Origin of the sequence: Sinorhizobium mexicanum (genome assembly GCF_013488225.1) — a bacterium.
Classification (GTDB): domain Bacteria; phylum Pseudomonadota; class Alphaproteobacteria; order Rhizobiales; family Rhizobiaceae; genus Sinorhizobium; species Sinorhizobium mexicanum.
This window is the reverse complement of sequence record NZ_CP041238.1, coordinates 1,257,372-1,277,024: the sequence shown is the minus strand read 5'-3', so window position 1 is coordinate 1,277,024 and position 19,653 is coordinate 1,257,372. Positions and strand designations below refer to the sequence as shown.

22 protein-coding genes are annotated in these 19,653 nt (G+C 61.7%); 10 read left to right on the top strand and 12 right to left on the bottom strand.

Going from position 1 to position 19,653, the window contains the following annotated elements:
- Positions 1-6: 6 nt before the first annotated feature.
- From FKV68_RS05975 to FKV68_RS05965, 3 genes are all read right to left on the bottom strand, one after another.
- Complete coding sequence (locus FKV68_RS05975) at positions 7-705, bottom strand: phosphatidylserine decarboxylase (protein WP_180940599.1); 699 nt, start codon at positions 703-705, stop codon at positions 7-9.
- Positions 706-916: 211 nt separating this feature from the next.
- The gene (locus FKV68_RS05970) at positions 917-2,809 is read right to left on the bottom strand and encodes an ABCB family ABC transporter ATP-binding protein/permease (protein WP_180940598.1); all 1,893 of its coding nucleotides are present in this window, start codon (positions 2,807-2,809) and stop codon (positions 917-919) included.
- A gap of 224 nt (positions 2,810-3,033) precedes the next feature.
- Positions 3,034-4,767 carry a LysM peptidoglycan-binding domain-containing protein gene (locus tag FKV68_RS05965; protein ID WP_180940597.1) on the bottom strand — a complete coding sequence of 578 codons (1,734 nt, stop codon included), beginning with the start codon at positions 4,765-4,767 and terminating at the stop codon, positions 3,034-3,036.
- 252 nt (positions 4,768-5,019) lie between these two features.
- On the opposite strand from FKV68_RS05965, the gene FKV68_RS05960 reads away from it, so the two are divergent.
- Positions 5,020-5,637 (top strand): LOG family protein, encoded by a 618-nt coding sequence (locus FKV68_RS05960; protein ID WP_180940596.1) that lies wholly within the window; start codon positions 5,020-5,022, stop codon positions 5,635-5,637.
- A 91-nt stretch (positions 5,638-5,728) separates the two neighbouring features.
- On the opposite strand, the gene rarD is transcribed toward FKV68_RS05960, so the two are convergent.
- The 7 genes from rarD to cysS form a co-directional block, all read right to left on the bottom strand.
- Positions 5,729-6,667 (bottom strand): EamA family transporter RarD, encoded by a 939-nt coding sequence (gene rarD / locus FKV68_RS05955; protein WP_180940595.1) that lies wholly within the window; start codon positions 6,665-6,667, stop codon positions 5,729-5,731.
- Positions 6,668-6,861: 194 nt separating this feature from the next.
- Positions 6,862-8,478, bottom strand: coding sequence for a citramalate synthase (cimA, locus tag FKV68_RS05950; protein ID WP_180940594.1), 1,617 nt, complete (start codon positions 8,476-8,478; stop codon positions 6,862-6,864).
- 62 nt (positions 8,479-8,540) lie between these two features.
- Positions 8,541-9,503, bottom strand: coding sequence for a prolyl aminopeptidase (gene pip, locus FKV68_RS05945; RefSeq protein ID WP_180940593.1), 963 nt, complete (start codon positions 9,501-9,503; stop codon positions 8,541-8,543).
- Entirely contained in the window at positions 9,500-10,000 is a 501-nt protein-coding gene (locus FKV68_RS05940) for a GFA family protein (protein WP_180940592.1), read from the bottom strand. The genes pip and FKV68_RS05940 overlap by 4 nt, the downstream gene beginning before the upstream one ends.
- Positions 10,000-10,476 carry a GFA family protein gene (locus FKV68_RS05935; protein WP_180940591.1) on the bottom strand — a complete coding sequence of 159 codons (477 nt, stop codon included), beginning with the start codon at positions 10,474-10,476 and terminating at the stop codon, positions 10,000-10,002. Before FKV68_RS05935 ends, FKV68_RS05940 begins: the two co-directional genes overlap by 1 nt.
- Entirely contained in the window at positions 10,473-10,955 is a 483-nt protein-coding gene (locus tag FKV68_RS05930; protein WP_180940590.1) for a GFA family protein, read from the bottom strand. The genes FKV68_RS05935 and FKV68_RS05930 overlap by 4 nt, the downstream gene beginning before the upstream one ends.
- 49 nt (positions 10,956-11,004) lie before the next feature.
- Positions 11,005-12,405, bottom strand: a complete 1,401-nt coding sequence (gene cysS / locus FKV68_RS05925; protein ID WP_180940589.1) for a cysteine--tRNA ligase — start codon at positions 12,403-12,405, stop codon at positions 11,005-11,007.
- Between the two features lie 419 nt (positions 12,406-12,824).
- Here cysS and FKV68_RS05920 point away from each other — a divergent pair, with 419 nt between their 5' ends.
- On the top strand, positions 12,825-12,971 hold the full coding sequence (locus FKV68_RS05920) for a hypothetical protein (protein ID WP_180940588.1): 147 nt from the start codon (positions 12,825-12,827) through the stop codon (positions 12,969-12,971).
- Between the two features lie 23 nt (positions 12,972-12,994).
- Here the strand turns inward: FKV68_RS05920 and FKV68_RS05915 are convergent, their stop codons facing one another.
- Positions 12,995-13,768 (bottom strand): SOS response-associated peptidase, encoded by a 774-nt coding sequence (locus tag FKV68_RS05915; protein ID WP_180940587.1) that lies wholly within the window; start codon positions 13,766-13,768, stop codon positions 12,995-12,997.
- A 61-nt stretch (positions 13,769-13,829) separates the two neighbouring features.
- On the opposite strand from FKV68_RS05915, the gene FKV68_RS05910 reads away from it, so the two are divergent.
- The 8 genes from FKV68_RS05910 to FKV68_RS05875 all read left to right on the top strand — a co-directional run bounded on the left by FKV68_RS05910 (position 13,830) and on the right by FKV68_RS05875 (position 19,023).
- Positions 13,830-14,300 (top strand): NUDIX hydrolase, encoded by a 471-nt coding sequence (locus FKV68_RS05910; protein WP_180940586.1) that lies wholly within the window; start codon positions 13,830-13,832, stop codon positions 14,298-14,300.
- Positions 14,297-14,734, top strand: coding sequence for a TIGR02301 family protein (locus tag FKV68_RS05905; RefSeq protein ID WP_180940585.1), 438 nt, complete (start codon positions 14,297-14,299; stop codon positions 14,732-14,734). The genes FKV68_RS05910 and FKV68_RS05905 overlap by 4 nt, the downstream gene beginning before the upstream one ends.
- A 160-nt stretch (positions 14,735-14,894) precedes the next feature.
- Positions 14,895-15,164: a hypothetical protein gene (locus FKV68_RS05900; RefSeq protein ID WP_085939040.1), complete on the top strand. Its 270-nt coding sequence runs from the start codon at positions 14,895-14,897 to the stop codon at positions 15,162-15,164.
- A gap of 30 nt (positions 15,165-15,194) precedes the next feature.
- Positions 15,195-15,947 (top strand): hypothetical protein, encoded by a 753-nt coding sequence (locus FKV68_RS05895; RefSeq protein WP_180940584.1) that lies wholly within the window; start codon positions 15,195-15,197, stop codon positions 15,945-15,947.
- A gap of 109 nt (positions 15,948-16,056) precedes the next feature.
- On the top strand, positions 16,057-16,908 hold the full coding sequence (gene ygfZ, locus FKV68_RS05890) for a CAF17-like 4Fe-4S cluster assembly/insertion protein YgfZ (RefSeq protein WP_180940583.1): 852 nt from the start codon (positions 16,057-16,059) through the stop codon (positions 16,906-16,908).
- A complete protein-coding gene (locus tag FKV68_RS05885; protein WP_180940582.1) occupies positions 16,905-17,513 on the top strand; it encodes a YfbR-like 5'-deoxynucleotidase in 609 nt (202 codons plus the stop codon). The genes ygfZ and FKV68_RS05885 overlap by 4 nt, the downstream gene beginning before the upstream one ends.
- Positions 17,514-18,053 (top strand): tyrosine phosphatase family protein, encoded by a 540-nt coding sequence (locus FKV68_RS05880; protein ID WP_180940581.1) that lies wholly within the window; start codon positions 17,514-17,516, stop codon positions 18,051-18,053. It begins immediately after the preceding gene.
- Entirely contained in the window at positions 18,043-19,023 is a 981-nt protein-coding gene (locus FKV68_RS05875; protein WP_180940580.1) for an NUDIX hydrolase, read from the top strand. The genes FKV68_RS05880 and FKV68_RS05875 overlap by 11 nt, the downstream gene beginning before the upstream one ends.
- Here the strand turns inward: FKV68_RS05875 and FKV68_RS05870 are convergent, their stop codons facing one another.
- The gene (locus FKV68_RS05870) at positions 19,024-19,554 is read right to left on the bottom strand and encodes a superoxide dismutase family protein (protein ID WP_180941420.1); all 531 of its coding nucleotides are present in this window, start codon (positions 19,552-19,554) and stop codon (positions 19,024-19,026) included.
- Positions 19,555-19,653 lie beyond the last annotated feature (99 nt).

Sequence of the window (19,653 nt, the reverse complement as noted above, 5' to 3'; positions counted from 1 at the left end):
AGCTCCTTATGCGCGGCGGCTGATCACCGGCCCCTTCGCGGAGCCGAATTCAGCGAGCACCGTTTCGCCGGCGACGGCCGTCTGGCCCACGCTGACGCGCGGCTCGGCACCTTCCGGCAGAAACACATCAAGCCGGGAGCCGAACCGTATGAGCCCGAAGCGTTCGCCCGCTTCGAGCGACGCGTTTTGTGCGGTCCAGCACAGAATGCGTCGCGCGACCAGGCCGGCAATCTGGACCACGCCGATTTCGCCGTGCTTCGTCTCGATGACGAGGCCGTTGCGCTCGTTCTCGTGGCTGGCCTTGTCGAGCTCGGCATTCACGAATCTGCCGGCCCGATAGGCGATGCGGCGCACGCTCCCGATCATCGGCGCGCGATTCACATGGCAATTGAAGACGTTCATGAAAACCGAGATGCGCAGCATGGGCGTCGAACCCAGGCCCAATTCATCCGGCGGGGTCACCACCGCAATCGAGGAGACGCGGCCGTCGGCCGGGCTGATCACGAGATCGTCGTCGATCGGCGTCATGCGCTCGGGGTCGCGGAAGAAATAGGCGCACCAGGCGGTCAACAGGAAGCCGACCCACATCAGCGGTTCCCACAGTAAGCCAAGCACCAGCGACACAACGAAGAAAATCGCGATGAAGCGGTAGCCTTCCTTGTGCACCGGAACGAGCGTGTTTCGCACCGTGTTAACCAAGCTCATGAACTCTACTCCAGATTTGACGTGGAAGGTGACTACAGCGCCGTGCGCCTTTTCAGGCGCGCAAAGGTCGCTGTAGCACTTTGAATTGCTGCACGTTTTATCCTTAAATCGGCCCCGGTTTAAGGAAACATGCAGTAGCGCGAAATCCAGACCCCGGCAACGTCGAAGCGGCAACAATCGGTGCCGAGCGCCAAGCATTCGCCGGTCATGGTCAGGCAGCTGGCTGACCGCGGTCGATGATGCCCAGATCGTCGCTCTCGCGCACCCGCTTCAACTGCTCTTCCGCCTGTGTTGCCTCGCGCTGGCGGCTCCACATGGAAGCGTAAAGGCCATCGCGATCGATCAGCTCCCCATGCGTACCGCGCTCGGCGATTACGCCGTCCTTGAGGACGATGATCTCGTCCGCGTGGATAACCGTCGACAGGCGGTGGGCGATGACGAGCGTCGTGCGGTTGCGGGAAACGACATCCAGCGCCGCCTGAATTTCCTGTTCCGTCCTGGTGTCGAGCGCGGATGTCGCCTCATCGAGAATCAGGATCGGCGGCGCCTTCAGGATCGTGCGCGCGATCGCCACACGCTGCTTCTCGCCACCGGAGAGTTTCAGCCCGCGTTCGCCGACCATGGCCCGAAAGCCTTCCGGAAGGCCGCGGATGAAACCGGCGATCTGTGCCGCCTCGGCAGCTGCCTCGACCTCGGAGTCGGATGCCTCGATACGACCGTAGCGGATGTTGTAGGCGATCGTATCATTGAAGAGCACGGTATCCTGCGGGACCATGCCGATGACGGCGCGCAGGCTTTTCTGCGTCACGTCGCGAACATCCTGTCCGTCAACGGTGATCGATCCTCCCTGGACATCGTAGAAGCGGTAAAGCAGCCGCGACAATGTCGACTTGCCCGCTCCGGACGGCCCAACGACCGCCACCGTCTTGCCGGCGGGGACGTCAAAGGAAATCCCTTTAAGGATCGGCCGGGCGGCATCGTAGGCGAATTGCACGTCCCTGAAGGAGATCGCGCCCTTGTCGATTGTCAGCTCCTTTGCGTCCGGCCGATCGACCACCTCCGCCTGAACATCGAGCAGATCGAACATGTGCTCGATATCGGTCAGGCCCTGGCGGATTTCGCGGTAGACAAAGCCGATGAAATTCAGCGGGATGGCAAGCTGGATCAGCATGGCGTTGACGAAGACGAAATCACCGATCGTCTGGTCGCCGCGCTGTACGGCAAGCGCCGAGATCGTCATCATCACTGCGGTGCCGGCGCCGAAGATCAGCGCCTGGCCGAAGTTCAGCCAACCGAGCGAAGTCCAGACCTGGGTCGCGGCGCGCTCATAGCGCTCCATCGACTTGTCGAAGCGCTTCGCCTCCATCTCTTCGTTGCCGAAATATTTGACCGTCTCGAAGTTAAGGAGCGAGTCGATCGCCTTGGTGTTCGCATCGGTGTCGCTGTCATTCATCGAGCGGCGGATGGCAATGCGCCAGTCGCTGGCGCGCACCGTGAACCAGATGTAAAGCCAAACCGTCACGGCGGTCACGAAGAGGTAGCTGAAGCCGTAGCCCCACCAGAAGATCACCGCCGTCAACAGGAACTCGATCAGCGTCGGCACACTGTTGAGGATTGTAAACCGGACGATGGTCTCGATGCCCTTGGTTCCGCGCTCGATGATGCGCGAGAGCCCGCCCGTGCGCCGCTCGAGGTGAAAGCGGAGCGAGAGCTGATGCATGTGGACGAACGTCCTGTAGGCAAGCTGCCGAACGGCATGCTGGCCTACGCTCGCAAAGAGTGCGTCACGCAGCTGATTCAGGCCCGCCTGCAGCAGACGTGCCAGGTTGTAAGCGAGCACCAGCATGACCGCGCCGGTCAGGAATTGCGGCAGCGAGGCCAGCGCGTCCGGCCCGCTGTTGAGGGCGTCGGTGGCCCACTTGAAGAAATAGGGAACGAGAACAAGGACGACCTTCGCGATCACGAGGATCACTGTCGCCCATACCACCCGCATTTTCAGATCCGCGCGATCTGCCGGCCACATATAGGGCCAGAGGTTCGCGATGGTCTCCAACGGATTGCTCGTGTTGGCGGAAACCGTCTTTTTCTGGTTCTGGGGTGCCACGTCTCAGTCCGCTTCCAGTTATGCTGCATGTATCTTTAAATCGGAGCCGATTTAAGAATAGAACGTGCAGCAATTCAAAGTGCTACAGCATCCTTTGTGCGTCCGATACGACGCACGGAGCTGTAGATCGTCAATGAAAAGCGGCGCCTTTTGGAGACGCCGCGTTTTCTGACAGATAGGTCCGCATGCTCCCTGCCGCAATGGAATTGCTGGCAAAAGACGGACTATTCCTCGTGCTTCACGTGCTTGCGATGCATTTCCCGTGATTCGTCGTCGGACATCGCCTCGTCCGGCACCCCGAAAACCTGGCCTGGACGGATCAGGTCGGGATTTTCGATCTGCTGCCGGTTGGCCAGATAAATCGTCGTGTAGCGCACCCCTGCCCCGTAGACCCGGCGCGAAATCTGCCAGAGCGTGTCGCCGCGGCGGATGATGACCGACGTCTTGCTCTCCTTGAGCGGTGCCTGCTCGATCGTCGCGGGCTGCCCGGGTGTCCCGACCGGCGCCGCTGCCACTGCGTCTTCGGAAGCGGGCGCTGCAGCAGCCCTGCCAGTGCCTTCGACCACCGGCGCCGGCTTAGGGGCGTCCGCGGCCATCGCGGGTCCAGGCTCAACAACCGCCTCGGCGACAGCACTCGGCCGGGTCAGCGCAGAACCGACCGTCGCCTCGACTTTTGCCAGCGCTGCGGCGACGCTTGCCGAGTCCTGCTGTGACGACTTGAGCACCGCGAGAGCATCGGCCGCGGCTTTTGATGCTGCAGCTGCGGCGGTCGCCAGCGCCTGGTCTGCATTGTCCGCCGGTTTGAAGTCGGCGAGCGACTGCAACGCGATCTCCGTAGCCGAACGAGCTGCAGCAAGCTGCTCGGCAGAGGGCAGTTTTCCATCGGCGAAAAGTCCCTTGAGCAAGGCAATCGCCTTGCTCGCCTCGCCCCGCAAGCGGTCAAGTCCGTTGCTCGCCGCCTCCGACTGCGAGCCAGCAACGGCTGCCACCTGATTGCCTGCCGGCCGGTCGAAGGGCACCGATGCGCGCATCGCCACCTTGCCGCCGTCCCCGTTCAGCATGTCGGCCCGGATGATGTGGCTGCCGACCACCAGATCGATCGAACCATCGACGACGAATTTGCCCTTGTCGTCGGCCTTCATCTCGCCGACGAACTTATCGTCGGCGTAGATGCGCACCAACGCGCCGGGCTTGGCGTTGCCGGCAACGTACATCGTCCCGCCCTCGATCTCGACGGCGGTAACCTGAAGACCCGGAACGCCTGCGGGTTTGGCCGGCGTCTCGAGCGCGCCGGCGGGCTCACTGCCTTGCGCTTTCGGCTGAACCGCAACGTCCGCCGGCTTTTCATCGACCTGAGGCGTGGTAATCAGGCGGCTCGCTTCGCCGGGCTTGGACACCATCGCCAGCAACTGCCCGGTCGAGTCCTTCGGCACGGAGATTGTCGCCACTTCTTCGGAAATCTTGGTTGCACCGCCTGCACCGACGCTGCGCAGGGTCAACTGGTGGTCGCCGGCGACAAGCGGCTTGTCAAAGACGGCGGCGAAATCGCCGGCAGCGCCGACGTCAGCGGTGCCGATAACGGTATTGCCGCTAAGGATTTCGAGTTTGGTACCGGGCTGCGCACGTCCCGCGACGACGGTCGATCCATCGGGCTCGACGCGAAGAATGTCGAAGCCCGGAACCGTCCAGGTCGCAGGATCGGACGCGCCAGGGGCGGCCTTGCTCGCGACATCTGTCGCGGGCGCCTGTTCCGGTTTGGCCGCCTGTTCCGGCGAGGTGGGGGCGGTTTCGACCTTGGCCGCCGACTTCGTCTCGGGCGGCTGGCCACCACTCGCGGTCGGTTGTGCGGCCTGTTCCTTGTCGTCGTCACGCAGATTTGGCTGGACCACGAAAATCATCAAGGCGGTCGCGGCTGCCAAGACGCTCAGCGCCACCCAACCGGCTTTGTTCTTCATCATGCTACTCTCCACACGGGGCGGAGCAATACAACACTCCGCGCATGTCCCCTTTTCATCGGCCCGCGACGCCGAGCTTTTTTGCCATTATAGCGCAACAGCGGCCTACCCGTCCGAATTCTTCAACGTATTACTAAAATTGCTAACGTTTCCTATAGTTTCATACAAGCTCCCGCGCCTCATGCGAGGTGGCTTACCACTGCTTTTTCCCTCATTTTTCTTGACCGATGCTGCGCTGCAATGTCTTTTGGCCCCATGACCAAGCAAAACACCACGATTCGATCGATCTGTGTCTATTGTGGCTCTCAGCCAGGACGAGATGCGGCCCACATGCAGGCCGGTCGCATGCTCGGAAAATCGATCGCCGATCATGGCCTGCGCCTCGTCTATGGCGGCGGCACGCGCGGCATCATGGGTGCGGTGGCAAGCGGCGTGCTTTCGGCGGGCGGCGAGGTTACCGGCATCATTCCGGAATTCCTCATGGACAAGGAAGCAACCCGCCACTCACTGGGACAGCTCAACGAGCTCGTTGTCACCGCCGACATGCATGAGCGCAAGCACAAGATGTTCGAGCGCAGCGATGCATTCGTCGCGCTCCCGGGCGGCATCGGCACGCTTGAGGAAATCGTCGAAATCATGACCTGGGCACAGCTCGGCCGCCACCGGAAGCCGATGGTCTTCGGCAACATCAACGGATTCTGGAACCCGATGCTGGAATTGTTGGAGCATATGCGCGAGCAGGGATTCGTGCATACGGCCCATCTCGTGCAGCCATTGGTGATCGACAGGGCAGAGGACATCGTCCCTGAAATTCTCGCCTCGACCGCCGCCAAGGGCCGCGAGGGCGAGACAGAGATCATTTCCAAACTCTAAACGGCGTCGCGTTTAAACGACCTCATGCGACACGCATTAGATCGTTGCTTTTATGCACGTCGTTGTAGCGCGTTGGGCGCGCGGCGCTCTTCTACTCAGCCGGAGCCGGCTGTGTCGCGCGACGAGCCCTGCTTTCGGCAAGCATCGCGCCCGAATAGACAAAAAGCGCGGCCCAGATCAGCGCGAAAGCGATAAGTTTCGCTGTCCCGAAAGGTTCGTGAAACACGAACACGGCGATGACGAAGATCATTGTCGGGGCGATATACTGCATGATGCCAATGGTGGAGAGCCGCAAGAGCTTCGCGCCATTGGCATAGATCATCAGTGGTACGGCCGTGACGATGCCGCAGGAAAGCAGCCACAGGACATCGGCAACCCCGGTATCGCCAAAGTGGCCCTGTCCTGTGGCTTCCAGCCAAATGATGTAGCCGACAGCCGGAATGCTGAGCAGCAGCACCTCGAGGAAGAAACCCTGATTCGGTCCGATCGGCAGCGTTTTGCGGAAGAAGGCATAGAAGCCCCAGGAAATGCAAAGTCCGATCGAGACCCATGGCAGGCCGCCGGCATCGAACGCGAGTACGGCGACGGCGACGGCGGCCAGCGCGATCGCCACCATTTGTGCCGCGTTTGGCCTCTCCTTCAAGAGAACGGCCCCGAGAAAAATCGAAAACAGCGGATTGATATAATAGCCGAGCGCCGTCTCGATGGCGCGGCCGGCACCGATCGCCCAAACATAGATGCCCCAGTTGATCGTGACGAGCACGGCGGTAAGTGCCGCCATTCTCAGCATGCTCGGGGACTTGAGCGCCAGCTTCACCTCATGTGTGCGACCGAGCCACAGCAGCACGAGCCCCGCAAGCGGCACTGACCAGACGATACGATGGGCGACGACTTCCGGTGCCGGGATATGTGCCACCGCCTTCATGAAGAAGGGCAGGAATCCCCAGAGCAGGTAGGCGGCAAGCGCAAAGGCGAAACCCTTGGCGGAATCGGTGTTCTCGGCGGGGATCTTCGCGTTGCGCTCGGCCATGGTTTGGTTCCTGATACCTCGGGCACGGTCAGCTTGGCACAGCGGCCGCTCCGGTCCTTTTCGACGGCATTGTCAGCGGACCAATGCCTCCTCGTCGGGTCCTATCCCAACCAACGGTAATGCACCAATTCATTTCCGTGAACGAAGAGTGAAACTCTCTGATCGAACGGTGAAAGGTCAGCACGCCTCGAACGTCATTCGGCCGCGATCAATCCGATTTGATCGCGATTCTTGAGCAGCTTGTATACGATACTGTCCATCAGGGCCTGGAACGACGCGTCGATGATGTTGTCGGAAACACCAACCGTCCACCAGCGCGCGCCGGTGCGGTCGGTCGATTCGATCAGGACGCGCGTGATCGCCTCAGTGCCACCGTTGAGGATGCGCACCTTGTAGTCGGCAAGCTCGAGATCGGCAATCTCCGACTGGTACTTGCCGAGGTCCTTGCGCAACGCGAGGTCCAGCGCATTGACCGGACCGTGGCCTTCGGCAACGGACATCATGACTTCGCCGTCGACGATCACCTTGACCACCGCTTCCGAGACGGTCTTCAAGTTGCCGTTCGCGTCGAAACGCCGTTCGACCATCACACGGAAGCTCTCGACGTGGAAGAAATCGGGAACGGTGCCGAGGATGCGGCTTGCGAGCAGCGCAAAACTCGCATCCGCGCCCTCATAGGCATAGCCTGTAGCCTCGCGCTCCTTGACGATGGCGATCAGCTTGTCGAGCCTCGGATCATCCTTGGCAACGCTGATGCCGCGCCGCTTGAGCGCGTTGATGAAATTGGCCTTGCCGCCCTGGTCCGAGACCATGACCTTGCGCAGATTGCCGACGCTTTCCGGCGCGACATGCTCGTAGGTTCTGGGGTCCTTCAACAGGGCTGACGCGTGGATCCCCGCCTTGGTTGCAAAGGCGGACGCGCCGACATAGGGGGCCTGCGGATCCGGCGAGCGGTTCAAAAGCTCGTCGAACGCATGGGCGAGCGTCGTCAATTCCTGCAGTTTTTCCGAATCGACCCCGGTTTCGAAGCGGCTCGAATAGGTTTTCTTCAGCGCCAGCGTCGCGATCAGTGTCACCAGATTGGCATTGCCGCAGCGTTCGCCGATGCCGTTCAGCGTTCCCTGGATCTGGCGGGCACCTGCCTCCACGGCGGCAAGCGAATTCGCCACCGCCTGGCCGGTGTCGTTATGGGCATGGATACCGAGATTGGCGCCGGGCACGCCGCCGGCAATCACGGCGCCAACGATTTCGCGCACCTCCGACGGCTGCGTGCCGCCATTGGTGTCGCACAGCACAACCCAACGTGCTCCCGCCTCAAGCGCCGTCCTGGCGCAGGCAAGTGCATAGGCCGGGTTCGCCTTGTAGCCGTCAAAGAAGTGCTCGCAATCGACCATGGCCTCGCGCCCGGAGGCCACGACGGCCTCGACCGAGGCGCGGATATTGTCGAGGTTCTCCTCGTTCGAGCAGCCGAGCGCCACCTCGACATGATAGTCCCAGCTCTTGGCAACGAGACAGATCGCATCGCTTTTGGCATCGAGCAACGCGCGCAGCCCCGGGTCGTTGGAGGCGGACACGCCGGCGCGCTTGGTCATCCCGAACGCCACGAATGAAGCCTTCTGCGTGCGCGTCCGCTTGAAGAATTCCGTGTCCGTCGGGTTGGCACCCGGATAGCCGCCTTCGACGTAGTCCATGCCGAATTCGTCGAGCATGGCCGCAATCGCAATCTTGTCCTCGACGGAAAAATCGATGCCGGGCGTCTGCTGCCCGTCCCGAAGCGTGGTGTCGAAAAGATAGATGCGTTCCCTGGTCATGGCTCAAATTCCAACGTGCTCTTGTGTCAAATGCCTGCGAAAAGCCGCAGACACTTTCCGTGTTATTCCGTCTTGCCTGCAAATTTGTCCGTCGCTCGGATCAGGCGGTCGAGAATTCCCGGCTCCGAATAGGCATGTCCCGCGCCCTCGATCAGATGGAATTCCGCCTGCGGCCAGGCCTTGTGCAGCTGCCAGGCATATTTGGCCGGGCACGGCATGTCGTACCGGCCATGCACGATCAAGCCCGGAATGCCGTGGAGCTTGTGCGCGTCGCGCAGCAACTGTCCCTCCTCCAGCCAACCGGCATTGACGAAGAAATGGTTCTCGATCCGGGCAAAGGCGTGCGCATAGTCCTCCTCCTCGAAGGGTGTGCTCGTCGCCGGTTCCGGCATGAGAGTAATCGTCTCACCTTCCCAGATGCTCCAGGCCTTTGCGGCGGCAAGCCGTGTCGCGCGGTCCTCGCTCGTGAGCCGCCGATGATAGGCCAGCATCATCTCATGGCGTTCTTCCGGCGGGATCGGAGCGATGAAGCGTTCCCATTTGTCGGGAAACATTTCCGAGACGCCGAACTGATAGTACCAGTCGAGTTCGGCCCTAGTCAGCGTATAGATGCCCCGGACGACAAGTTCGGAAACACGTTGCGGATGGGTCTCGGCATAGGCAAGCGCCAGCGTCGAGCCCCAGGAGCCGCCGAAAACCAGCCATTTTTCAACGCCGGCCAATTCGCGCAAGCGTTCGATATCGGCGACGAGATGCCACGTGGTATTCGCCTCGATCTCCGCATGCGGCGTGGATTTGCCGCAGCCGCGCTGATCGAACAGCGTCAAATCGTAAAGTGCCGGGTCGAAGAGCCGACGGTGCTTCGCCGAGATCGTGCCGCCAGGTCCGCCATGCAGGAAAACCGCCGGCTTTGCCCCCGGCGTGCCCACGCGTTCCCAATAGATCACATGGCCGTCGCCCACATCGAGGCGGCCGGAAGCATAGGGTTCGATTTCCGGATAAAGGGTACGCAATGTAACGCTCACAACAGGTCTTCCTTGGGTGGCCAATGCACGGTGTCGTAGTCGGGATGCTGGCGGTTCGATGCCAGCACAAGCAAATGACGCGCGGCGGATTCTTCGGTGCGGTTGTCAGTTTCCTTTTCCGGAAGGCGCGGCAGATGGGAAAACCACAGCATGCGCGACTCGATTCCGGACTGATAGATCGGCTGCACGTCGTCCGGATCGTCGAGTGAGCCGAGGACGATGTTCAGGAAATCCTCGCCCGGCATGTCGTAGAAAAGCGGCGTGCCGCAATCGCGGCAGAAGCCGCGCCTGACGACATGCGACGACTGGAACCAGGACGGCTCTCCGCGGGTGATCAGAAAATCGTCCCGCTTGATGTTGGCAAGGGGCAGGAAATAGTTCCCTGCCGCTTTCTGGCACATGCGGCAATGGCAAAGATGCGGATCGTCGAGCGTGCCCTCGGCGCGGTAGCGCACCGCACCGCACTGGCAGCCGCCGGTAAAGATTCGCCGGATCATCACTTCCAGTCCCCCGCCACCGGCCACTGATCCGTTTCGTGGTCAGGGTGCTGGAAGGAGATGATCTGTTCCTGCCGGGCATAATAGTCCGCATCGTCATGCACCGGCTGCTCGAAAATCGTTTCGACCCAAGGCAGGCGCGCGGCGTAATTGACCTGGATTTTCGGCGCGAGGTCGGAGCGGTCATCGAAGCTGCCGATTGCGATTTCGAGGCCGCCCGGATGCCGATAGGTCAGCGGCGTTCCGCATTTCGGGCAGAAACCGCGATCGATATTGACGGAGGACTGGAAGTAGCTCGGTTCGTCACGGGTCCACTCCACCCCATCCTTCGGGGCCGTGACCAGCGCCGAAAAGAACGACCCGAACTGTTTTTGGCACATGCGGCAGTGGCAGATGGACGGGCGCCCGAGCTTTCCATAGATGCGGAAGCGCACGGCTCCGCATTGGCATCCTCCTGTTCGTACAGCATCGGTCATCGCTTTGCCTCCGGTGGCCAGGTTTCAGTATCGTGATCGGGGTGCTGATAGGAAATGAGGTCGGCGAGGAAGGAGCCCGCCGCCACATCCGACATGGTGTCTTCGCCCGGGAGTTCGTGCACCCGGTCGACATAGGGGAGCTTCGCCTCGATCCCCCACTGGATCGTCGGCGCGATGCCTTGCGGCCTGTCGAAGGCAGCGATCGCCAGTGCCATGCCGTCCGGCGCTTCATAGGTCAGCGGCGTGCCGCAATCACCGCAGAAGCCGCGCCTGACGGCGTTCGACGACTGGAAGCGCCTGCGCTCGCCGCGCGTCCAGGTGACCGTCGCTCCGCGCACGGAGACGAGCGGCAGATAGAAGTTTCCGCTCGCCTTCTGGCACATGCGGCAATGGCAAACCGAGGCGTCGCCGAGTTCTCCCTCGACGCGAAAGCGGATCGCGCCACATTGGCATCCGCCAGTATGGATGTCGTCCGTCATGTCACGCTCCTCTTCGTTTCGCCGGGATGGTGGCCTACTGCCGGCCACGTCACGCCTGCGACCGCTTGACCTCCCAGGTCGTCACCCGTTCACCGGTTTCCGGGTCCTTGCCGTCCTTGAGTTGAATGCCCCGTGCCTGAAGATCGTCGCGAATACTGTCCGCTTCAGCGAAGTTCTTCGCCTTGATCAGTTCGAGACGGGCACGGATGCGCTCGTCGATCTCATGCACGACCGCCTCGTCGAGCTCGATTTCCTTTGGCACAACGCCAAGCAGAGCTGCACTTGCGGCGAAAACGCCCGCCTGACGCGAATCGACTGACGCCTTCTGAGCAAGCGCATGCAATGCCTGGACCGCGGCGACGGTGTTGAGGTCGTCCGCAAGCGCCGCGACGATCGCAGGATCCGGTTCGCCGACTGCCTCTGCGGGGACGGGCCATTTGGACAGCAGGTGTTCGGCCTCCTCCAGGCGCTTGATGGAGAAGTCGATCGGCTCGCGATAGTGCGTCATCAGCATCGCGAGCCGCAACACCTCGCCCGGCCATTTGCGGCCACCGAACTTCTCGGTATGGAGCAGTTCGTAGATCGTGACGAAATTGCCCTCGGACTTCGACATCTTGCGGCCCTCGACCTGCAGGAAGCCATTGTGCATCCACACGTTCGCCATCACCTCGGTACCATGGGCGCAACGCGACTGGGCGATTTCGTTTTCATGATGCGGGAAGATCAGATCCAGCCCGCCTCCGTGAATGTCGAACACCTCGCCGAGATAACGTCCGCTCATCGCCGAGCATTCGATGTGCCAGCCCGGGCGACCGCGTCCCCAGGGGCTCTCCCAGCCAGGCTCGTCGGCCTCGGAAAGTTTCCAGAGCACAAAGTCGCCAGGATTTTTCTTGTGAGCATCGACAGCGATGCGGGCTCCGGCCTGCTGTTCGTCAAGGTTACGCCTCGAAAGCTGGCCGTAGTCGGCCATCGATTTCGTGTCGAACAGCACTTCCCCGGCGGCTTGGTAGGCATGTCCCTTCGCGATCAGCTTCTCGATGATTTCGACCATCTGAGCGATATTTTCGGTCGCCCGCGGCTGGACGTCCGGGTCAAGGCAGCCGAGCGTCGCGACATCCTCGAGAAACTGCGTCTCGGTTTTCTCGGTCACGCGACGGATCGCCTCGTTCAGCGGCAGCCCCGGATAATCGCGCAGCGCCCGCGCGTTGATCTTGTCGTCAACATCGGTGATGTTGCGGACATAGGTCACATGCTTCTGGCCGTAGACATGGCGCAGCAGCCGAAAAAGAACATCGAAGACGATGTTCGGACGCGCGTTGCCGATATGGGCATAGTCGTAAACCGTGGGGCCGCAGACATACATACGGACGCTCTCCGGGTCGATGGGCCGGAAATCGGCCTTCTCCCGCGTCAGTGTGTTGTACAGCTTCAAAGTCGGCATTGCGCCCATCCCAAATCTCCAAGCCTGCATGCAACCGTCGGAACATATAGCGTCCGGGCGGCCCGCACGTTTGTCATCTTGGATTTCGGGAGACGAAAACGGCCAGGCCAGCGGATCGCTAGCAAATAATCTTCCGGCAAATAATGCAGATAACCGTTTTCATGGCGACACTTATCGCGCTTCGCATCACGCCGGTCAAGAGGTCAACCACAGGCAAGCAACGACCATCATCATCCAATGATGGCGGCCATGGTTTTGTCATCATTTGGCTTATCTGGATCGCCGCAACGGGAAGGAGATTCGTGATTGCAGATTGGCCCCTGCATCGGATGCCTGTTTCCGGAGGAACAAGGGGGAGCTTCGTTTACCCGCATAACGGGAAAACGGAGTGTTTCCGGTAAGGGACTGCATCAAGGAGAGAGTGCAAAGTGAAGGCCGCCAAGACAACCGAAACGAAACCGCCCGTCGCCGATCTGGTAACGCTGTATCGGCCGCTTGGCCTCAAGGCGGTGCTCGCCGCCGCGCTACAGGTCAAGGTCAAGCCGGCAGGCAAGCTCGTCAAGCGCACCGCCTAGATCCCGCCGGCGCGGGGGGTTCGCTAGAACAGCGACATCTGCGCGTCATCTTCGTTCCGGTCGCGGGTCCGGCCTGCCGTTTCCGGCGACTTGACGGGAACGGCTTCGTCCTGGACCTCGGGCCCTGTATTGGCGACCTTGTTGACCTTGTCTGATACGGGGATCGCCTCGAAATAGTCGTCAGGGGCTGGCGTCATGAGATCGGCGACTTCGCGCGGTTCCTGGGTCCGGCAATCCAGCCAGCGGGCAAAATCTTCCGGCTGGATCACGACCGGCATGCGATCATGGATACGCCGAATCACCTTGTTTGAACCGGTGGTGAGGATCGCAGCCGTATCGACCTCCGAGCCATCTGCGGAAGACCACGTCTCCATGAGGCCGGCAAAGGCGACGATGCCGCCCCTCTTCGGGCGGACCCAGTAGGCCTGGGAGGCCTCGCCGCCGCCTTTCGCCGGGCGGTGCCACTCGTAGAAGCCGGAAGCCGGCACCAGAATGCGGCGATGCCGCATGGCCGCGCGGAAGGCGGCTTTTCCCATCGCCGATTCTGAGCGGGCGTTGATGAGCAACGGGAACTTGCGTGGATCCTTCACCCAGCCGGGCATGAAGCCCCAGCGGACAAGCAGGGCCTTGCGATCCGGCAGGTTGCTGCCCGGCTTCGCCCGATCCGAGGCGACGACCACGATGATCGGCTGCGTTGGCGCGATGTTGTAGCGCGCCGGGAAGTCTTCCGCCTCCAGCAGCCCAAACAGTTCCATCAGTTCTTCCGGCTTCGCAGTCAGCGCAAAACGTCCGCACATGACATCGATGTGGCACTTCACGTAGGATGGGTCAACGATCCAACGCCATTTTGATTCTGCGATGCAAAAGCGGCCCGAACTCGCCTCCTCCGCCATCCTCGAACGGGATGGGCGCTATCTCCTCGTCCGGCGTGCCAACCCGCCCTCGGCCGACATGTACGCCTTTCCCGGCGGCCGGGCTGAGCCGGGCGAAACGCCGGCAGAGACTGCGCTGCGCGAACTCGCCGAGGAAACCGGTATCAGCGGCCACGACCCGGTGCTCTTCGAAACCTACGATCTGCCGGGAAAGGAATCGGAGGGCCGGCATTTCCTGCTTTCGGTTTTCACGGTCCACGCGGATGACGACTCCGTCGCGATCGCGAATGATGACGCCGCAGGCGTTGGCTGGTTTACACCTGAGGAAATCTTCGAATTACCGATTCCCGAGAGCGTTCGCCAATGCGTGGAAAAGTTGTCCGGACTCCGGCCAAGGCTCCCTGCAAGCGACGTCTGCCATAAAACCGACGCCGATTCGGATTTGATGGGATCATGACCAGCGCCCCGCCCATTCTTCGACTTGCCTTGACCGGCGCCCTTCTCGTTTTCGCCGTGGGCGCTGCCGCTCAGCAGGAAGAAACGCCCCAACCGGACAAGGCGACGCCTCCGGTGACCGGGGAAAACGCGACGCCCTATGACCAGCGACTGGTTCGCCTCGCCGAAATTCTCGGATCGGTCCACTATCTGCGCAATCTCTGCCTCAAGGCCGAGGAAGACACGTGGCGGCGTTCGACACAGGAATTGATCGACAAGGAGGCGGGCGACGAACCAAAGCGGCGCGAGCGTCTGACCGCCGCCTTCAACCGTGGGTACCGAACCTTCGCGTCCGTCTATACGACTTGTACCGAGCCAGCCACGCTCGCCGAGCAGCGGTACCGTGCCGAAGGTGCAACACTTGCGTCAGAAATCGTCGCCCGCTTTGGAAATTAGCAAGAAATTAACCTCTTTTTTCGGGACCCCGTGTCGTTTCGGGAAAAGGCTGCTAAGTTTGTTAAGAGAGTGGTAAGAAGTGACCCGCCTATCCGCCCCGTTCAGTTGCGGTTCAGCGGAACGTCGTTAGATTGAGCCAAGTGCACGTATTGGAAGTCGCATGGAACGAATGATGGAACCAAGCCTGACCGACATCGACGACATGATCGTCCACGAGAAAATGCAGGCGGCCCTCGAACATCAGAACGAAGCCTGGGCGGATGGCATGGCGGACGGGATCGAGCCGGAGATCATCGCCGATGCCGCGATCGCGCTGGCCATGCGGGAAACCATCCGTCTCCATGGCGAAGAGGGCGCCGAAGCGATGCTGAATTCGCTTCGCGAGCGAATGCTGGCCGGAGAATTCTCGCCGCAACGGACAATCCAATAATATCGGGCCAATAATATCGGGACTGCCTCAATGAGACGGAACCTTGCAAACCGGGTTTCCTCGGTTCGCCTTGTTACGCTGCTGTTGGCCGGCGTAGCCGCATGCACGCCGATAATGGCTGCTCCCACATTCGCGCTCAGCGAACTTCAAGGCGTTCCTGGCCCGATTGCCAGCGATCAGAATGCGGCGCCCGCCGACCAGCCTGAACAGGTCGAGCCAGAGCAGCAGGCGCCTCTGGAAATTCCGATGCCTGACCCGTTGATCGACAATGCCGCGGCCAAGGATGACGAAATCGGGGCCCCGCAAGTCGTCGAGCCGGTCGACGTGCTCACGGATGTCTCCAAGATTCCGGCTCCCGTTGCGCGCATGCGTGAACTGATCGTCGAAGCCGCCGCCTCGGGCGATATCGAAAGATTGCGACCGCTGCTCGGCAAGGGACCGACCCAAACACAGGTGACAGGGGTCAGCAGCGACGAGGACCCCGTCACAACGCTCAAGGGCCTTTCCGGCGACCAGGACGGCGTCGAAATCCTGGCGATTCTTCTGGACGTTCTATCGACCGGCTTTGTCCTCGCGGACAAAGGCACGCCGGAGGAGGCCTATGTCTGGCCCTACTTTGCCGAGAAGCCATTGTCTTCGCTGACTGCGCCCGAAAAGGTGGATCTATTCCGGCTCGTCACTGCCGGCGACTTCGCGGAAATGGAAGAGTTCGGCAGCTATAACTTCTACCGCGTCGGCATCACACCCGACGGCCGGTGGAAATTTTTCATCGCCGGCGATTGAGTGGACCCGAGCCGGACCGAAGCACTTTTCCTCGCTCCGCTTCGGCGGCACGCTTGCCGATGGCCGGCGAACATCCTACCTCTTCGACAAAGAGAACGGGATTCGAACGATGCCAAAGGTTTGCCTCGATGATCGCGCGATCGTCAGCGTTTCCGGCAAGGACGCCGAGGATCTTCTGCAGAGCCTGATTACCACGGACATTGGTGCGCTCGGCTCCGATGGAGTACGACCCGGTGCCCTGCTGACGCCTCAGGGCAAGATCCTGTTCGATTTTCTCATCTCCCGCGACGGCGAGGCGCTGAGACTGGAGACAACGAGCGACCAGGCCGAGCCACTGCTGAAACGGCTGACCATGTACAAATTGCGCTCTGCCGTCGATCTGTCGCTGCGGTCACCGGCGCCGGTTACGGTCGTCTTCGGAGAAGAAGAACCGCCGGCCGGGAGTTATCGCGACCATCGATTTGAAAAGGCCGGTCTTTCCGTTTTCCGTCTCTATCGCGAAATGGAAGGCGCGGACGCGACCGCTGGGGATCTCGAGGCGCTGAGAATCGCGAGTGGCATTGCCGTTTCGGGCGTCGATTTCGCCCTGCAGGATGCCTTTCCGCACGATGTCCTGATGGACCTCAATGGTGGCCTCTCCTTCCGGAAGGGCTGCTATGTCGGTCAGGAGGTCGTTTCCCGCATGCAGCATCGCGCCGCGGCACGCCGCCGTGTCGTGATCGTGGCCGGTGAAGCACCGCTGCCGCCGACCGGTGCCAGCATTACCGTCGACGGCCGATCGATCGGCTCCCTCGGCACCGTACGGCACAAGGCCGGCCTTGCCATCGTTCGCATCGACAAGGCCGGCGAAGCGATTACGAATGGAGATGCCATTCTTGCAGGCGACGTGCCCGTGACATTGACCTTGCCCGGCTGGACCGGCCTTTCGTTCCCGACCGAGGCCGATGAGGCAAGCGCATGATCAATGCGCGAGCCTGGCAGCGTATGCTTTCCGGCCGGAGGCTCGATCTGCTCGACCCCTCGCCGCTCGACGTCGAGCTTTCCGACATCGCCCACGGCCTTGCCCGCGTGGCGCGCTGGAACGGCCAGACTTCGGGGGATCACGCTTTTTCCGTCGCCCAGCATAGCCTGATCGTCGAGGATATCTTCCGTCGGACCAACCGCTGCAATGCGGACGAATGCCTGATGGCGCTCCTTCACGACGCCCCCGAATATGTCATCGGCGACATGATCTCGCCGTTCAAGGCCGTCGTCGGCGGTGGTTACAAGACTGTGGAAAAGCGGCTCGAAGGCGCCGTGCACCTGCGCTTCGGCTTGCCACCTCATACGCCCAAGGAACTCAAGGAGCGGATCAAGAAGGCTGATCGCATCGCTGCCTATTTCGAGGCGACCGAGCTTGCCGGTTTTTCGGCGGAAGAGGCTCGCAAGTTCTTCGGCCAACCGCGCGGCATTACGCGGGAGAGCCTGCTGATCGATCCGCTGCCGGCGGTCGAGGCGCAGCGGCTGTTCGCCGAACGGTTCAATACGCTCGAAGGGGAGCGGACCATGGCAAAGGCGGAAGCCTGAATGACCGGCATTGTCGTCTCGCCGCTTGCGCGCATCGCGGAATTGGCCGTTCGCCACGGTTGCCGCGAAATGGTGAGCCTGCTTGCCAAGGGGCAGGATTTTCATCGCCCCGCTGTTATCGACCGAGCGAAACACCTGACGATCGGTGTCAACGACATCAACTTCGCGGGAACGGGCGACCTGATCGCGCCGCAAGAGGAACATGTCCGGCAAATTATTGATTTTGCCTGCAACTGGGACCGTACCCGCCCGCTCCTCATCCATTGCTGGATGGGCGTTTCCCGTTCGCCGGCAGCGGCGTTGATTGCGGCGCTGGCGGTGGAGCCCGACCAGGACGACGCCGCGCTCGTCGCACGCCTGCGCCGCGTCTCGCCATACGCTACGCCAAACCCACGACTGGTGGAGATCGGCGACGAGACGCTGTCGCGAAAGGGTAGGCTCGTTGATGCCGTGCGGTCCATCGGCCGCGGCGCCGACGCCGACGGCAATGCGCCCTTTATGCTCACCACCCGAGCGGAGAGCGCGTGGCATGCCGACTGACATGCCTGCAATCACGGTCGAGATCGGCCTCAATGCGGCAATCGTCGCTGTCGTGAACCGCAGCCCGCATATCCTCGCCGTCAGCGAAGCGGATGGCGACGCGCGCGACAGCCTGCCCTTCGGCCCGTTTGATCCGGCGCGTCACCGCACCTTCGAGACGGGGCTGCGTGACCGCGTCGAAAAACGCATCGCTCTCAGGCTTGGATATATCGAACAGCTCTACACCTTCGGCGACCGTGGCCGCCACCGGCTGCCCGGCGAGGAAGGCAAGCACATGGTCTCCGTCGGTTACCTGGCGCTGACGCGCACAGATGCGGAGAACAATGAGCGCTTGGCCGAGGCCGGCGCCCATTGGCGTGACTGGTACGGTTATCTGCCTTGGGAGGATTGGCGGCGGGGGCGTCCCGCCCTTCTCGATCAGGCCATCCTGCCGGCGCTCACCCGCTGGGAAAACAGTCCGCCATATGACGAACGATCGACTTCCGCCGCGCAACGTCGCTCCCGCATTAGGCTCGCCTTCGGACTTGACGATTTTCCCTGGGACGAGGAGCGCGTGCTCGAACGCTATGAGTTGCTTTACGAGGCCGGCCTTGTCCGCGAGGCAGTGATCGATGGGCATTGCCGCGATCTCGACAATCCTGCCATCGGCCTGGCGATGCGCCACGACCACCGTCGCATCGTCGCGACGGCCGTCGCCAGATTGCGCGGCAAGATCAAATACCGGCCCGTGGTCTTCGAACTGATGCCGCCGGAGTTCACGCTGACCGATCTGCAGGCAACCGTCGAAGCGATCTCCGGCCGTCACTTGCACAAGCAGAACTTCCGGCGCCTGGTCGAGGGGGCAGAGCTCGTAGAGCCGACCGGTGGAACGCTTGCCTCCACCGGCGGCAGACCAGCCGCGCTCTTCCGCTTCCGCCGCCAGATTCTCGATGAGCGGCCTGCCCCCGGCTTGAAAGTCGGCGGACGATAGTCACTTGATGATGGCACAGGCCAGTCGGTCACCGGCGTCACCCGCCGGCTGGCTGCGGTTGTCATCGGAACGCGCATGGATCATCAAGGCTCGGCCACGAATGGCGGTGCCCTTGTCGTCGAGAGAGACGAAGCTGTTGAACACCTGCGCGCGGAGCGTCCCGTCGGCCCCGACATATTGGTTCGGCATATCGCCCGCATGCGGACCCTTTTGCGCCAGGAACCCGTGTTCGGCATTCGCATCTTCACCCGCAAAATGCTTGCCCGCCGACTCATAGCCGCCCGCCGGATCGCAGCTTCCGACTTCGTGAACATGGAAGGCAACCCAGGTGTTCTTTGGCAGGTCGGTGACCTCCATTTCAATCAGGACTCCCTTGCCGGCCGCGGTCAACGTGGCCCGCCCCGTCTCCTTGCCGTCCTTGCCGATGAAATTTGCGACGGCGGTCTGCGATGACTCTTGCGCAGACGCGATCGCAGGCGCAGTGGCTGCCGCGCCTATAGCCAGCGCAACTACAGCTAATATTCTGATCATCGCCAAATCCTTCCTCTCTCGCGGGAAAGAAGAACCAACGCGCAAATGGTGATGTCGTTCCACGCGAGCGCGGAAGAGTTGTGTGCGGTGATTTCGAGA